Raw genomic sequence first — 15,887 nt, 5'->3', positions numbered from 1 at the left:
GGTATATTCTTCATATCAGAACATTATAGGAGAGTATTATGAAAATTTTAATTGATGAAAAAGCTAAAAGATTTTTGAACAAAAAAAATAATAATATCATTACCATTGATGTTAAAGGTTGTAGTTCTTGAAGTGGTGTTGTTTTAAAACCAATGGCTTCATTAGGTAGACCTTTAGATTTAGAAAAATACACATTAGAAAATGTAGATGGTATAGATGTGTATGTTATGAATGGAATAAATGCAGTTAATGATACTGTTAATGTTTCAACTATGAGTTTTCTTTTTATTGAAAATTTAGTAGTTAATGGAATAATTGTTTAAAAGGCTGTTAATTCAGTCTTTTTTGTTAGGGGTGGTTTTTATTAAAGTTGTTATAAATAAAGAAGCAAACAAACTTTTAAAAGAAAATCAAAGAGATATAATTGTTGAACTTAAGGGTTGGAGTAACTGAAACTGTTCAACTGAATTAAAACCATCGGTTTCGATTGGTATACCAAAGAATACTAATGCTTTTGACTTTTTTAAGGTAGATGAATATAATGTATATGTAAGTAGGAAAATTCCAAAAGATGCATTTGTTGAAATTTCTTCTACAAATTTTTACGGTTTGAAATATTTAATAGCAATTATAAAATAATTGTTATGTATGACAGATTTTAGATATAGGGATGATAATATGGCTAAAGGTTTTAAATTGATTATTCCTACAATGGAATACGAAAACGAAATAAAAAATTTTAGACAGGAATTTTTAACAAATGGTGGAGATATGGATGGTTGCCTATCTTTAAGGAAAACGGAAAATATTTCTGACTGGATAAAACAGATTGAAGATTTTTCATCCGAGAATACCTGTCCAAAAGAATATGTACCACAAACTCAATTTATTTTTATTAGGGAAGATGACAAAAAAATTATAGGTGTTATTCAAATAAGGCATTATCTAAATGACTTTTTTGAAAAATATGGTGGCCATATTGGATATTCAGTATGTCATTCTGAAAGAAAAAAAGGTTATACAACTCTAATGTTAAAAGAAATTTTACCCATATGTAAAGAAATGGGATTTGAAAAAATATTAATAACCTGTTTAAAGGAAAACGAAGCGAGTAAAAGAGTAATTATAAACAATGGAGGAATTTATGAATCTACTGTTTATGAGCTAAAAGATAAAGTTTATTTAGAAAGATATTGGATAGATTTGTTTGAATAATAGGTATTTTTAGGGATTAGATTTATGAATGATAAAATTAAAGAATATTGGAAAAGTTTTTGTAAGGAAAAGAATATTCCGTTAGATACAAAATATGAAGCATGGAGTTTTGGAAATACTAAAGAAATGGCTGATGAGTTAGCTGATTTAGTCAATAAGGGGATTAAAACTGCCACAACAGGAGCTTATGATTTATACGAAGAAGATGAAGAAATTCCAAAAGTTGGTGAATACAATATTATTTTAAATGGTTCAGATGAGCCTATATGTATTACCGTTACAAGAGAGGTATATATTTTAGAATATAATGTAATATCATCTAATCATGCTTTTCTTGAAGGTGAGGGTGATAGGAGTTATGAGTATTGGAAAAGAGTTCATGATGAATTTTTTAAGGAAGAATTTAAAAATGTAGGTAAAGAATTTTATGAACAAGCTCCAATGGTATGTGAAGTATTTGAAAAAGTGTATTAATTAATGAAAACAGTAAATTAGATGATTTACTGTTTTTTTGTTTGCTGAACTTGTTAAAAATTTATAATATCAAAATAGTAGACTACTGGATTTATCAATCTAGGCTAGTTGGTCACTTGAAAATAATTGTAAAATATGATAAAATATGTCAATAAGTAGCAGTAAAATTATTGTTAGGAGGAAATTTTATGTGCGGTATTGTTGGATATATTGGCAGTTCAAATTCCATTGATATAATTTTAAATGGACTGGAAACTTTAGAATACAGAGGATATGATTCATCAGGAATTGCATTTTTAGAAAATAATAAGATAGATGTTGTTAAAACTGTTGGAAGAATTAGTAATTTAAGAGAAAAATTAGAAAGTGAATATAAAAATAAAATTTCAAATATTGGAGTAGGTCATACAAGATGGGCTACACATGGAGTTCCATCAAATGAAAATTCACATCCGCATTTGAGTATGAATTCAAAATTTGCAGTTGTTCATAATGGAATAATAGAAAATTATTTGCTTTTAAAAGAAGAACTTTTAAAGAAAAATTTTGTTTTTAAATCTGAAACTGATACAGAAGTTATTCCACAATTATTGGAAGACTTGGATGATGGAGATTTCTTAAGCACTGTTTTTAAAATGAGAGAAAAGGTTAAGGGTAGTTATGCCTTTGGTATTTTAAGACAAGATACTAATGAACTTATCGGAACAAGAAAAGAAAGTCCATTGATTGTAGGTATTGGAGATGGCGAATTTTATATTGCATCAGATGTTATTGCAGTTTTAAAATATACAAGAGATGTTATCTATCTTGAAAATGGTGATTTAATTCATTTTAAAGATGGAAAATATACTATTTATGACGAAAAAAATAATGTTGTAACTAGAGAAATTAAACATATTGATTGGTCTGTTGAATCAGCTACTAAGGACGGATATGATCATTTTATGTTAAAAGAAATTTACGAACAACCAAAAGTAATAGAAGAAACTTTCTGTAGAAGATTAAATGAAAATGATAAATTAATCCTAGATGGAATGGAAAATCTTTTAGAAGGAAATTTGAAAAAGTTCAATAAATGTTATGTTGTTGCCTGTGGTACAGCTTACCATTCAGGTCTTGTAAGTAGAGAAATTTTAGAAAAGGCTTTGGGATTTCCAGTAATTGTTGATGTTGCTTCTGAATTTAGATATTCTGACAGAATGATTGATGATAAAACTTTAGTTATAATAATAAGTCAATCTGGAGAAACTGCTGATACTTTGGCTGCTCTAAGAGAAGCTAAAGCTAAAGGAGCAACTATCTTGAGTGTTACAAATGTTGTAGGTTCTTCAATAGCTAGAGAATCTGACAATGTATTCTATACTTGGGCAGGTCCAGAAATTGCTGTTGCAAGTACTAAAGGATATACAACACAAGTTACAGCTCTTTATATGATTGCTTTAAAATTTGCAGAAATTTTAGGAACAATTTCTGACGATGAATATAAGAAAATAATTAATCATTTAAAGGAATTACCAAGCAAAATAGAATTATTATTAAAAGATACAGAAATTTATAAAAAAATTGCATTAGAATTAAAGGATAAGACTACTTGTTTTTATTTAGGAAGAGGTCTTGACTACTATACTGCTATGGAAAGTGCATTGAAATTAAAAGAAATTTCATATATTTACACTGAAAGCTTTGCAGCTGGAGAGTTAAAGCATGGAACTATTGCATTGATTGAGGACGGAACGCCTGTTTTTGTAATTGCAACTCAAGAAAGATTATATGAAAAGATTATTTCAAATGTAAAAGAAGTGAAAGCTAGAGGAGCTAAAGTTTTTGAAATAACTCATTTAGATAACAATCTTGATGTTTCTGATGAAAGAATATTAATTCCTGGTACTATCGAAATTTTAATGCCTATAATTTCAGTTGTCGCAAGTCAACTTATTGCTTACTATGCATCATTAGCAAAGGGAAATGATGTTGACAAGCCAAGAAATTTAGCAAAATCTGTTACGGTTGAATAGATTTAAAGGGACTGGGAAGTCCCTTTTTTTATATAAAGGAGAGGATTATGTATAAGTTAATAGCACTTGATATGGATGGCACTACTTTTAACGAGGATCACGAAATATCTGAAGAAGTTAAAGACAGCTTATTTTATGCGATGAACAAAGGTGTTAAAATCGCTTTTATTTCAGGTAGAGAAGAATTTACAATCAAGGAAATTTTAAAAAGTTTAAATTTAGATACTTACTATGGAGCCTTAAATGGTAGTTTAATCTCTACAACTTATAGTGAAGTCCCAAAATTCGTAAAGAGCTTGGAAAAAAAGTATCTTTTCGATATTTTAGATATTATTGAAGATAATAGTTTTTCACCTATAGTTTTCTTAAAGGACTTTATTTTTACAAAAGATTCAAAAGATGAATATGTTGAAATTATTTCAAAATTTATAAATCCAAAAATAGCTAGAGTTAAAGATGTAAAACAATATATTAAAGATAATAAATTGGAAGAAAAAGTTTTGAAAATAGGAATATGTCAAGAATATGATGTATTAAAAGAATTGGACGATAAATTTACCAATACCATAAAGAATGAATACACCATTTCTTTTTCTCTTCCATTTTTTCTTGAGTTAATGGCAAAAGATACGGATAAGGGCTCTTGTTTAAGAGAAATATGTCGACTTAACAATATTGATATATCTGAAACTATTGCAATGGGTGATGGAGAAAATGATATACCAATGCTCAATATTTGTGGGCTTTCTATTGCAATGGGAAATGCAATGGAAAATGTTAAGAAAAATGTTGATTATATAACTGACACGAATAAAAATGATGGGGTTGCAAAAGCTATAAGAAAATTTGTTTAGAGGAAATTATGGAAAAGAATTTTGTTGAAAAAATTGAGAATGTAGAAAATTTTGTAAATGAAGTTATTTTAAATGCAATAAAGAATAATGCTTCAGATATACATTTTGAGCCTAGAGAAGACAATTTTTATATAAGATTTAGAATAGACGGAGAGCTAATTGACATTTATCAAATAAATAGTTTAAATGCTCCAATTATTATTTCTCGTATAAAGATTATTTCAAAAATGGATATTACAATTAAGAGAATGACACAAGATGGTAGGCTAGATTTTGATTATAATGGAAATTTAGTTGACATTAGAATTGCTTCAGTTCCTGTAATTTTGGGCGAAAAAATTGTAATGAGAATTTTAAATGCTGGAAATTTTAAAATCGATATAGAAAATTTAGGATTATATGATGAAGAAAGACAATTGATTGAAAATATAATAAAAAGTCCAAATGGAGTTCTAATCATAAGTGGTCCTACGGGAAGTGGAAAGTCATCTACATTGTATTCATTTGTAAAAAAATTACAAAATGAAAATATCAACATAATTACTTTAGAAGATCCTGTTGAAGTTAGGATTAGTGGAATAAATCAGATAAATATAAATTCGGCTCTGGGACTTGATTTTGCAACAGGTCTTAGGGCAATGTTAAGACAAGATTTCGAAGTTGGATTAGTTGGAGAAATGAGAGATAGAGAAACTGCAAATATAGCTCTAAGGGCGGGAATAACAGGGCATCTTATCTTTACAACTTTGCATACTGCAGATACAGTTTCAGCAATAATCAGACTTTTAAATTTAGGAATAGAAAATTATGTTATTTCATCAGGGGTAATAGCAATTCTTTCTCAAAGACTTGTCAGAAAACTTTGTCCAAAATGTAAAATTAAAAAGGGATTAACAGATTTTGAAAAAGAGATTTTTAAGAAAAACAATCTTGAAATACCTGAATATATTTATGAAAAATGTGGTTGTGAACATTGCAATAGAGGATATATTGGTAGAACTTTAATTTTGGAATCTTTAATTTTAGATGATGAGATAAAAGAAATAATAAATGGAAATTGTAATAGTGTAAGACTTTATGAATATTTTAGGAAAAATGGAAATGAAAGTTTATATAAAAACGGGTTAAGAAAAATTGCAGATGGGATAACGAGTTTTGAAGAAGTAAATAAGATTTTATTTTCATTGGGAGAATTTTAAAATGGGCTTTAAAGAAAAAGTTTCTAATATTTTGAATATGGAAATAGGAAATAAACACAATTTATTGGATTTAAGCATTTCTTTAAAAGAGGCGGGACTTCTCTTAAAATCAAATATTAATACTGCCGAAACGATAAACTTACTTTCAAAAACTTCTCCTAATAAGAATTTAAAGAGAATTTTTTCAGAAGTTTATGAAAATTTATTGCGTGGTAATGATTTGTATAATTCCTTTTTAAAGGTCAATAAATTTGACAATTTATTTTTAGCTTTAATAAAGTCCGGAGAAAGTTCTGAAAGGCTTTCAGAAGTTTTTTTATATCTTTCATCTTATTATGAGAAAAAGTATAAATTAAAACAAAAACTTATAAGTATATTAACTTATCCGATTATTTTGTTGTCTGTTACCGTTGTAGTTTTAATTTTCCTTTTAAATAATGTAATACCTGTGTTTTTAGATATTTTTAATGACAGTAATATTGAATTACCGGCTATTACAAAATTTTTAATTAAAAGTATGGATTTTATAAAAAATAATTATCTATTTGTAATTTTAGGGATTTTGATTTTTATTGTATTTTTAAAATTAATTTTAAAAAAGTATAAAGTTAGAAGATTTTTTGGGAAATTACTTTTTAAAATCCCATATATAAAGTCGCATTATCAAAACTATATCACATCCATAATCGCAAAAAACTTTACCATTTTGTTAAATGGAAATATAAATATAGTTGACAGTTTAGAGATAATTAAAAACTCTACAGGAAATTTATTTATAAAAGAACATTTGGAAAATGCAATAATAGAAATAAAAAGTGGTAATTTAATTTCAAAGGCACTAGAGAATGATTTAATTTTTAATCCGGCATTTATTAATATGCTTGCAATAGGAGAAAGTAGTGAAAATTTAGTTGAAATACTGGAAAGTGCAACGGAATATTATGACTCAAAGATAAATTATTCAGTTGATAAAATTTTACAATATTTACAACCCGTAATAATTATTTTAATCTCTCTATTTGTTGCATTTATAGTATTTGCAATAGCAATACCGATTTTTGATTTATCAAACGGAATAAGTATAGAATAATTATTTTAATGGAGGGAATATATGAGAGCATTACTTGTAATTGATTTACAGAAGGGGATAATAAGTCAAAGAGATTGTAGTAATGAAATAAATAAAATTAAGTGGTTGATTAAGGATTTTAAATGTAAAAATATGCCAATTGTTTTTACAAAACATCTGGATGAAAGTGTTGAAAGCCCTTTATACAAAAATTGTGAAGGTATTGAAATAATAGATAATTTGGATATAAATGCAAAATATATAGTTGAGAAAAGTATGCCAGACTCATTTTTTAATACTAATCTTGAAAAAATTTTAAAAAATGAAGGCATCACAGAATTGGTAATTTGTGGATTTAATACTGAATATTGTTGTTTGTTTACGTCTATAGTTGCTGCTGATAAAAATTTTAAGGTCTATTTTATAGAAGATGCAACTGGAACGGTTTGTGATGAAAATACTTATGAAATGCCTGGATTAGATATTCAAGATTTTATAGGGTCAATACTAAATTGGTCAAATATGGTAAATGTTTTGTATTTAGATGAATATAAGGAAGAATTTATTTAATAAGAACCCCACCCTTCCACGATTATTCACATCGGATGGGTAGCCGGGAACCTCGTTGTTTCACAATAAAAAGCAAGTTATTTTAAAACTAACTTGCTTTTTTGCTATATATAACTTTATTATAAATATAATTAAGTCCAGTATTATTCTTGAAAATTATTAATATAAGTTGTATAATTTAGTTAGCGACGAGAACGTCTTTATTTAATACGACTAGAGGAGAAAAATATTTTTAAAACTTGTTATTAATAATAAATATCGATAAGAAAATAAATAATTTTTGTGTAGCGACTAAATTTTATAATCTTTTTTATATTTAAGTACTTTAGTTATTCACATTTCTTTTTTAATATGTTACAATATATGTGAGAAAATTTTGGAGGAAATGTGTTGAGTAGAGAAAAAATATATGTAAAAAACCATTATAGATATGATGCGATATTTATATTTTCTATTTTATCGATGTCTGTAGGATTTCTTTTTGACAGTCCTAAAGAAATTTTATACGGATATATTAATATTTTAAAATCTCCAAGTCATTTACTTACTGACTATATGGCAGTAGGAGGAATAGGAGCAACCTTTTTAAATGCTGGGTTTCTTATGTTACTTGCATCTTTTGTGTTGTGGAGAAGAAAACAATTATTGACAGGCCCCATTATAGCTGCGCTTTTTACGCTTTTTGGTTTTTCCCTTTTTGGAAAAAATCTATTTAATACAATTCCAATAACTTTTGGAGTTTACCTTTATGGTAAAATCGAAGGTTTAAAATTTAATACATTGACAATGAATAGTCTATTTGGTACTGCTCTTGGCCCTGTTGTAAGTTATCTCTGTTTTGGAATTGGACTTCCGTTTTTTAAAGGACTATTTATTTCTTATGCAGTCGGTATTTTAATTGGAATTATTATTCCGGCACTTTCATCTTCATTTTTACGTTTTCATCAAGGTTACAGTCTATATAATATTGGGTTTACATGTGGAGTTATTGGACTTTTTATTCAAGGGGTTTTTAAATCTTTTAATTTAGAAGTTAAAAATGTAAATGTTGTAAGTGATGGAAATTTACGGATTGCAATTATAATGTATGTTTTTTTTGTTATAGTTTTTGCTTTAGGATTTTATCTGAATGGATTTAGTTTTAAAAATTTAGGAAATTTATTAAAAAATAGTGGTAGGGCACCTTCTGATTTTGGGAATATTTATGGTAGAGGGGTCAGCATGATTAATATGTCTGCACTGGCAATTTTATATACTACTTATGTTTTGATTATGAATCAACCTTTAAACGGACCTATTCTTGGTGGGATATTTACAATTTTTGGCTTTGGAATATTTGGAAAGCACATAAGGAATGTATTACCAATTCTTGTAGGAACATTAATTGCATACTTTTTAAATATTTATGATCCACATAGTGTTTCTGCAACAGTTACTATTTTATTTGCAACAAATTTAGCTCCAGTTGCTGGAGAGTATGGATTTATTGCTGGAATGTTTGCAGGTTTCTGTCATGTTTCTATTGTTTCTAGCGTAGGGCTTTTACATGGGGGATTAAATCTTTATAACAACGGATTTTCAGGTGGATTTGTTGCTGCAACTTTAGTTCCAATTTTTGAGTCAATTAGAAATTCGAGATTTTTTGATAAAACAGGGGAGGAATGGTTTTGAATACAATAAAAAATGAAGAAAATTGTGCTAAGTTAATTGTTAGTGGACTCGTTCATTATTATTTTAGTAAAAGAGTTCAAGATTTAAAAATAGATTTTAAAATAGAAAAAAATTCTCTAAGAGTTATTGCTGAGGGAAATGTTAAAATAAAACCGAAAGATTTGGACGAATTAAATAGAATTTCGAATTCTGCAAGACTTCCAGAGTTTGAAAATTATTATGATAATTTAATAGGCTTGGGAAGTAATTCAAGTGATATATCAAATATAGATGCATTGGGATCTATGGTTGACGAAGCAATAGTTTCTTATTCTGACGATGGTCTTTTGACTATTTTGTTAGTTAGAAAATTCTAGCCTTTAATATTTGTTGAGTTATACATATTAGTTTATTGTCTTACTCTTTGGGTACTACAATTATGCTAAATAAAACTACTATAAGGAGTAACATATATGAAAATATTAGAGGTAAAAAATCTCCATGTTAATGTTGGAGATAAAGAAATTTTAAAAGGTATCAATTTAGATATTTTTGAAGGAAAGGTTCATGTTATTATGGGACCTAATGGAGCTGGTAAATCTACACTTACCAATTCTATTATGGCTCATCCTAATTATGAAGTTACATCTGGAGATATACTTTTTAAGGGTGAAAATATAAATGAATTAAGGGCAGATGAAAGAGCAAAACTTGGAATGTTTATGTCTTTTCAAAATCCGGAAGAAGTTCCTGGAGTTACCGTTTCAAATTTCATTAGAGCTTCAAGAATGTCAATAACAGGAGAAAAAGAAAGTGTTATTGAATTTCAAAGAGAGCTTGAAGGAAAAATGGAAAATTTAACAATGGATACTTCTTATGCCCAAAGATATTTGAATGTTGGTTTTTCTGGTGGAGAAAAGAAGAAGACTGAAATTTTGCAAATGGTTATGTTAAATCCCTCACTTGTAATGTTGGATGAAACAGACTCTGGACTTGATATTGATGCAGTTAAAGTTGTTTCTGAAAATGTTGAAAAATTTAAAAGTGAGAATAAATCAATTTTGATTATAACGCATCATAGAGCAATATTATCAAGAATTAAACCGGATTATGTTCATGTTTTATATGATGGCAAAATTGTAAAAACATCAGACGCTTCTTTGATTGATAAAATCCAAAAAGAAGGTTATTCTTGGGTTGAGCAAGAGGTGTAGTTATGACATCAGAAAGAAAAAAAACACAAGTAGAAGAAATGGACAGAGGTGTCTATGATATAAAAAACGAAGTAAGGTATTTTTCAAAAACTGAAAAAGGCTTAACTCGTGATATTGTTATGCAAATTTCTAAGGAGAAAAATGAACCTGACTGGATGTTGGAATTAAGACTTAAAGCATTGGAAGTTTTTGAAAATTCTAAAAATCCAAACTGGGGACCCGATTTATCTCCTGTTGATATAAATGAGATTACAACTTACATTCGTCCAGATGCAAAGATGAGTGAAGATTGGAATGAGTTACCTGAGGATATTAAGGGAACATTTGATGCGCTTGGAATCCCAGAAGCAGAATATAAAAGTGCACTTTCAGGAGTTGGAGCTCAATACGACAGTGAAGTTGTTTATCACAATTTGACTGAAAAAATGAAAAATCAAGGTGTAATTTACACTGATTTTGAAACTGCTGTAAGAGAATATCCTGATATAATAAAAGAATATTTTATGACTTGTATAAAACCTGAAGATCATAGATATGCTGCATTACATTATGCAGTTTGGAGTGGTGGTTCTTTTGTTTATGTTCCAAAGGGAGTCAATGTAAGCATTCCACTACAATCATATTTCAGACTTAATGCACCGGGTGCAGGGCAATTTGAACATACTTTAATTATTATTGAAGAGGGAGCTTATTGCCATTTTATTGAGGGCTGTTCAGCTCCAAAATACAATGTTTTAAATGTTCATGCAGGAGCGGTTGAACTTTTCGTAAAGAAAAATGCAACCTTAAGATATTCTACAATAGAAAACTGGTCAAGAAATATGTATAACTTAAATACAAAAAGAGCTATGGTTGATGAAAATGGAACTATTGAATGGGTTTCAGGATCTTTTGGTTCAAAGGTAAGTTTGTTATATCCGATGAGTGTATTGAGAGGAGAAGGAGCAAAGAGTGAATTTACAGGAATCACTTTTGCAGGGAATGATCAGTACTTAGATACTGGAGCAAAAGTAATTCATGCAGCTCCAAGAACAAGCTCATCAATAAATTCAAAATCCATATCTAAGGGTAATGGAGTTGCAATTTACAGAGGACTTGTAAGTGTAAAACCTAATTGTCATGGTTGTAAATCAACTGTAACTTGTGAATCCTTAATGTTGGATCAAGAATCTCAATCAGATACAATTCCTGTTATAGATATTCAAACATCAGACATTGATTTAGGACATGAAGCAAAAATAGGTAGGATTAATGATGATGTAATTTTCTACCTTATGACTCGTGGCATTCCTGAAGAAGAAGCAAAAGCTATGATTGTAAGAGGTTTTGCTGAACCGATAGCAAAGGAATTGCCTTTAGAATATGCTGTTGAAATGAATGCACTGATTAATCTTGAACTTGAAGGAACTATTGGTTAGGGGGTGTCTGTATGAGAGGAAATTTTATACCAAGTAACACTTGGAATGCAACAAGAGTTAATAATACAGAAGTGCTATTGCCTAATCTAAATTCAAAAGAATATTCTTTAATTAAGGGTGAAAACAAAAATCTTGATTTTTCTTATGAAAAATTTTCATTTTCAAATGAATTAACTGAAAAATTAAAAAAATTTACAAATCTTGAATTGGATTTTATTTCAACAGAAGATAATTCTTTAAATCAAGTGGTTTCATTAGAGTTAAACGACGAAAATAATCAATTAATTGATATTATAAAAATAAGAGCCGAAGAAAATTCAACTTTAAATTTAACTTTGGATTATTTTTCAAAAGAAAATATTAAAGGTTTTAGACATTCTATCATAGAAGTTGAAGCTGAAAAAAATAGTGATGTTAAAATTTACATTTCTCAAAGATTTTCTTTAGATATTTTGAGTATTCAAAGTGTTTATTACAAAGTTAAAGAAAATGCGAATGTTGAATTTGTTCAAGTTGATTTAGGAGGAAAAGAAAATTATCTATCCTATATTGGTGATCTTGTTGACAATAATTCAAATGTTAATGTAAATTCTATTTATTTCGGTAAAAACGAACAAAAACTAGATTATAACTATGTGGCAATTCAAAGAGGACGTGCTACAAATTATGATTTGGCAATTAAGGGAGCATTAGCTGATAGAGCTCAAAAGACTTGTAAAGTTACCATCGACTTTAAACGTGGGTCATCTACTTCAAAAGGATCTGAGCAAGAATATGTAACATTGCTTTCAGATGATATAAAAAATGTTGCAGTTCCAATTTTGCTTTGTACTGAAGATGATGTTGAAGGACTTCATGCAGCAAGTGCAGGGGAAATTGATGATAATATATTGTTCTACATTATGAGTCGTGGTTTTAGCGAATCTGAAGCAAAGAGATTGATATTAGAATCAAAATTTGCTGAAACTATTGATCTGATAGAAAATGAAGAAATAAGAAAGAGAGTTTATACAACTTTATCCAAAAAACTTTCGGAGGTATAATATGACTAAAACTATTCTTGATATTAGAAAAGATTTTCCATATTTGAATGAAGAAAAAGTTGGTAAAAAAGTTATATATTTAGACAATGCAGCTACAAGCCAAAAGCCACAAGCTGTTATTGAAACTATAACAAATTATTATTCTTATCAAAATGGAAGTCCACATAGAGGTAGTCATTACCTTAGTATGTCTGCGACTGATATTTATGAGGGAACAAGAAAGAAAGTTAAAAATTTTCTTAATGCAAAGAGAACTACTGAAATAATTTTTACAAAAAATGCAAGTGAGGCACTTAACTTAGTCGCTCATTGTCATCTTAATAAATTGAAAAAAGATGATGAAATAATACTTAGTATTATGGAACATCATAGTAATTTATGTACTTGGCAATTTTTAAAAGAAAAGACAGGTGCTAAACTTAAGTATATTTATCTTGATGATAATTTTCAATTGGATATGAAATCTTTTGAAGAAAAAATTTCTGAAAAGGTAAAATTAGTTTGTATAACTGCTGCATCAAATGTGGTAGCAACAATGCCTGACATCAAAAAGATTATTGAAATTGCACATAAAAATGGGGCAAAAGTTTTAGTTGATGCATCACAAATTGTTGCACATAAAAAATTGGATGTTCAAGATTTAGATATTGATTTCTTAGTTTTTTCAGGACATAAAATGTTAAGTGCAATGGGTGTAGGCGTGCTTTATGGAAAGTTTGAACTTCTAAAAGAAATGGATCCATTCCTTTATGGAGGAGATATGATTGAATATGTATATGAAGATTATTCAACATATCTTTTACCTGCAGGACGTTTTGAAGCAGGGACACAAAATGTAGGAGCTGTTGCTTCTCTTGGAGCCGCTATTGACTATCTTGAAGAATTGGGATTTGATTATATAGAAAAATTGGAAAGAGAACTTATGAATTTTGCTTTTGAAGAAATGAAAAAGTTAGATTTCGTAAAGACTTATACTACGGAGGACGAAAATAGATGTCCTGTAATAGCTTTTAATGTAAAAGAAGTACATCCACATGATGTATCTTCAATACTTGATAGCTTTGGAATTGCAATAAGAAGTGGACATCATTGTGCAGAGCCTTTGCATAGATATTTAAAAGAAAATGCAACTTGTAGAGTAAGTTTTTCTTTCTATAACACTAAAGAAGAAGTAGAATATTTCATTGAAAAACTAAAAGAAGTAAGGAGAATATTACATCTTGGACATTAGAGAAATTTATACTGAGATAATAACAGAAGAAAGTAGAAATACAAAAAACAAAAGATACTTAAATCATCCGACACACGAAGAAAAAGGTCATAATCCAAGTTGTGGAGATGAAATTACATTACAATTGGATATTGAAGACGGTATTATCAAAGATGCCTCTTATGTTGGTGTAGGTTGTGCTATTTCTCAAGCTTCAACATCACTTATGATTGATTTAATAAAGGGAAAAACTTTAGATGAAGCAAAAGAACTTTGTGAAACATTTTTGGCAATGATTACAGAAGGGCTTGAGGGAGATGAGCTTAAAAAACTTAAGGATGCTATAGCTCTTCAAAATATTTCTACAATGCCTGCAAGAGTTAAATGTGCAGTTCTTGCTTGGCATACATTAAAAAATATAATCGAAGCTAATTAAATAAGGTCGTAGCTCTTTTGAGTTGCGACTTTTTTGTTTAGGAGGGTATATGAGAATTTTTTTCATCTTATATTTGCTTTTGGGCAGTTTGTTAAACAACTATAAATTATTGATTTCTATAATTTTTATAATGAATTTAATATCTTTTACAATATTTTATATTGATAAAAGAAAAGCTATAAAAGGCAAGAATAGAATTTCAGAGAATAATTTATTATTATCAGCTTTTTTGTTCGGCTCTATCGGAGCTTTTCTATCCATGCAAATATTTAGACATAAAACTAAAAAGCTGAAATTTAGGATTTTAGTACCACTGTTTTTTGTCGTGAAAGTATTGATTTTATATTATTTATATAAATACATATTTTAGGTGATGTTATGAGGAATATTAGATTTTATACAGAAAGATTGAATATAGCGGATATGAGGTTTTCTGATTGTGACTACGCAGCAAAAGAATGGGGAAATGAAATATCCGGGAAATATATGTAATCCATTTTACAAAAATGGAGATGAACTTAGAGATATATTGAAAGATGAGTTGGAAAATTCAGAAAAATGGACTGACGATTTCTATTTTTCTGTTTTTAAAAAAGAAAATGATGAAATAATTGGAACAGCTTGTGCTTTTGAAGTTGAAAAGAGTAAGAGAATATGGGGTATTGGATATTCGATAAAGCGAACCGAATGGAATAAAGGATATGGGGCGGAACTCGTTAATGGTTTGTGTAAATTTTTAAAATTACATAATGCAGAAATTATAAACACATTAATTGCAAAAGATAATATTTCATCTTTGAAGATTTGTTTTAAGAATGGATTTGAAATTTTTAAAGAAACTGAATTTATTAAATCAGGAACTGATATAAAATATTCAGCATATGAATTTAGGAAAAAATTATAAAAATATTTTTTCAAAACACAGTAATCAGTATTGACAATTTTCATTTACAAGTATACAATTAAGTTGTAAGAGTAGAGCGATGGTTTATTTATACTCTTATTAATCTAATTATATAAATATAGTATGTGGAGGTGTTTATATGTCCGATTCAGTAATAATAATATTGGGGTTAATATCAGTGCAATGTTGTGCAATTGTATTTTCTATTTATAGTGTGGAAAAAGCAATTAAGAAAAGCAAAGAAGAAATGTTGTCTAAAATAGATGAATTAAATAAAAATATCTTGGAATTAGAATTTCAAAAAAATAATGTTAGTTAGAAATCGTTTTCTGATTTATATTTATTTTAAAACTTATTTATAGAATATGAAATCAAATATGAATTTTAAAGATTATTGGCTTAATAGGAGGGTTTAATATGAGTAATTTAGATGGATTACAGATTACATTATTATCTATACAATGTACTGTGATAGTATTTTCAATTTACAGTGTAGAGAGAACAATTAAGAAAAATAATAAAAAAATGATATCTAAAATGGATGAATTAAATAATACAATAAAAGAACTGGAGTCAAAGTTAGAAAAGAAATAAAAAATTATTTAAAGGAAGTGAT

19 protein-coding genes are annotated in these 15,887 nt (G+C 28.1%); all 19 read left to right on the top strand.

Annotated elements, in window-relative coordinates:
- Positions 1-38 precede the first annotated feature (38 nt).
- The 19 genes from VJI95_RS04235 (at position 39) to VJI95_RS04145 (ending at position 15,865) form a co-directional block, all read left to right on the top strand.
- Positions 39-323 (top strand): CC/Se motif family (seleno)protein, encoded by a 285-nt coding sequence (locus tag VJI95_RS04235; RefSeq protein WP_323999317.1) that lies wholly within the window; start codon positions 39-41, stop codon positions 321-323.
- 355 nt (positions 324-678) lie between these two features.
- Positions 679-1,215: a GNAT family N-acetyltransferase gene (locus tag VJI95_RS04230; protein ID WP_324010373.1), complete on the top strand. Its 537-nt coding sequence runs from the start codon at positions 679-681 to the stop codon at positions 1,213-1,215.
- A 24-nt stretch (positions 1,216-1,239) separates the two neighbouring features.
- On the top strand, positions 1,240-1,689 hold the full coding sequence (locus VJI95_RS04225) for an ASCH domain-containing protein (RefSeq protein ID WP_324010372.1): 450 nt from the start codon (positions 1,240-1,242) through the stop codon (positions 1,687-1,689).
- A 188-nt stretch (positions 1,690-1,877) separates the two neighbouring features.
- Positions 1,878-3,704, top strand: coding sequence for a glutamine--fructose-6-phosphate transaminase (isomerizing) (glmS, locus tag VJI95_RS04220; protein WP_324010371.1), 1,827 nt, complete (start codon positions 1,878-1,880; stop codon positions 3,702-3,704).
- 47 nt (positions 3,705-3,751) lie between these two features.
- Positions 3,752-4,558, top strand: coding sequence for an HAD family hydrolase (locus VJI95_RS04215; protein WP_324010370.1), 807 nt, complete (start codon positions 3,752-3,754; stop codon positions 4,556-4,558).
- 8 nt (positions 4,559-4,566) lie between these two features.
- Positions 4,567-5,757, top strand: a complete 1,191-nt coding sequence (locus tag VJI95_RS04210; RefSeq protein ID WP_324010369.1) for a GspE/PulE family protein — start codon at positions 4,567-4,569, stop codon at positions 5,755-5,757.
- Position 5,758: 1 nt separating this feature from the next.
- Positions 5,759-6,847 carry a type II secretion system F family protein gene (locus VJI95_RS04205; protein WP_324010368.1) on the top strand — a complete coding sequence of 363 codons (1,089 nt, stop codon included), beginning with the start codon at positions 5,759-5,761 and terminating at the stop codon, positions 6,845-6,847.
- Positions 6,848-6,868: 21 nt separating this feature from the next.
- Positions 6,869-7,396 (top strand): isochorismatase family cysteine hydrolase, encoded by a 528-nt coding sequence (locus tag VJI95_RS04200; RefSeq protein WP_324010367.1) that lies wholly within the window; start codon positions 6,869-6,871, stop codon positions 7,394-7,396.
- 387 nt (positions 7,397-7,783) lie between these two features.
- Entirely contained in the window at positions 7,784-9,067 is a 1,284-nt protein-coding gene (locus VJI95_RS04195) for a DUF1576 domain-containing protein (RefSeq protein WP_324010366.1), read from the top strand.
- Entirely contained in the window at positions 9,064-9,423 is a 360-nt protein-coding gene (locus VJI95_RS04190; RefSeq protein ID WP_324010365.1) for a hypothetical protein, read from the top strand. Before VJI95_RS04195 ends, VJI95_RS04190 begins: the two co-directional genes overlap by 4 nt.
- 96 nt (positions 9,424-9,519) lie before the next feature.
- On the top strand, positions 9,520-10,260 hold the full coding sequence (gene sufC, locus VJI95_RS04185; protein WP_323999331.1) for a Fe-S cluster assembly ATPase SufC: 741 nt from the start codon (positions 9,520-9,522) through the stop codon (positions 10,258-10,260).
- A gap of 2 nt (positions 10,261-10,262) precedes the next feature.
- The gene (sufB, locus tag VJI95_RS04180; protein WP_324010364.1) at positions 10,263-11,678 is read left to right on the top strand and encodes a Fe-S cluster assembly protein SufB; all 1,416 of its coding nucleotides are present in this window, start codon (positions 10,263-10,265) and stop codon (positions 11,676-11,678) included.
- 11 nt (positions 11,679-11,689) lie between these two features.
- Complete coding sequence (locus VJI95_RS04175) at positions 11,690-12,721, top strand: SufB/SufD family protein (protein WP_324010363.1); 1,032 nt, start codon at positions 11,690-11,692, stop codon at positions 12,719-12,721.
- A 1-nt stretch (position 12,722) separates the two neighbouring features.
- Entirely contained in the window at positions 12,723-13,952 is a 1,230-nt protein-coding gene (locus VJI95_RS04170; protein WP_324010362.1) for an aminotransferase class V-fold PLP-dependent enzyme, read from the top strand.
- Positions 13,942-14,367, top strand: a complete 426-nt coding sequence (gene sufU, locus VJI95_RS04165) for a Fe-S cluster assembly sulfur transfer protein SufU (protein ID WP_233056199.1) — start codon at positions 13,942-13,944, stop codon at positions 14,365-14,367. The genes VJI95_RS04170 and sufU overlap by 11 nt, the downstream gene beginning before the upstream one ends.
- A gap of 49 nt (positions 14,368-14,416) precedes the next feature.
- The gene (locus tag VJI95_RS04160) at positions 14,417-14,737 is read left to right on the top strand and encodes a DUF1294 domain-containing protein (protein WP_324010361.1); all 321 of its coding nucleotides are present in this window, start codon (positions 14,417-14,419) and stop codon (positions 14,735-14,737) included.
- A gap of 69 nt (positions 14,738-14,806) precedes the next feature.
- Positions 14,807-15,271 (top strand): GNAT family N-acetyltransferase, encoded by a 465-nt coding sequence (locus tag VJI95_RS04155; protein WP_324010360.1) that lies wholly within the window; start codon positions 14,807-14,809, stop codon positions 15,269-15,271.
- A 139-nt stretch (positions 15,272-15,410) separates the two neighbouring features.
- Positions 15,411-15,590 (top strand): hypothetical protein, encoded by a 180-nt coding sequence (locus VJI95_RS04150; protein ID WP_324010359.1) that lies wholly within the window; start codon positions 15,411-15,413, stop codon positions 15,588-15,590.
- Positions 15,591-15,688: 98 nt separating this feature from the next.
- Entirely contained in the window at positions 15,689-15,865 is a 177-nt protein-coding gene (locus tag VJI95_RS04145; protein WP_323999339.1) for a hypothetical protein, read from the top strand.
- Positions 15,866-15,887: the final 22 nt, after the last annotated feature.

Origin of the sequence: Parvimonas sp. C2 (genome assembly GCF_035282405.1) — a bacterium.
Lineage (GTDB): Bacteria > Bacillota > Clostridia > Tissierellales > Peptoniphilaceae > Parvimonas.
The sequence above is the reverse complement of the archived record's forward strand: the minus strand, read 5'-3'. Positions and strand labels throughout refer to the sequence as shown.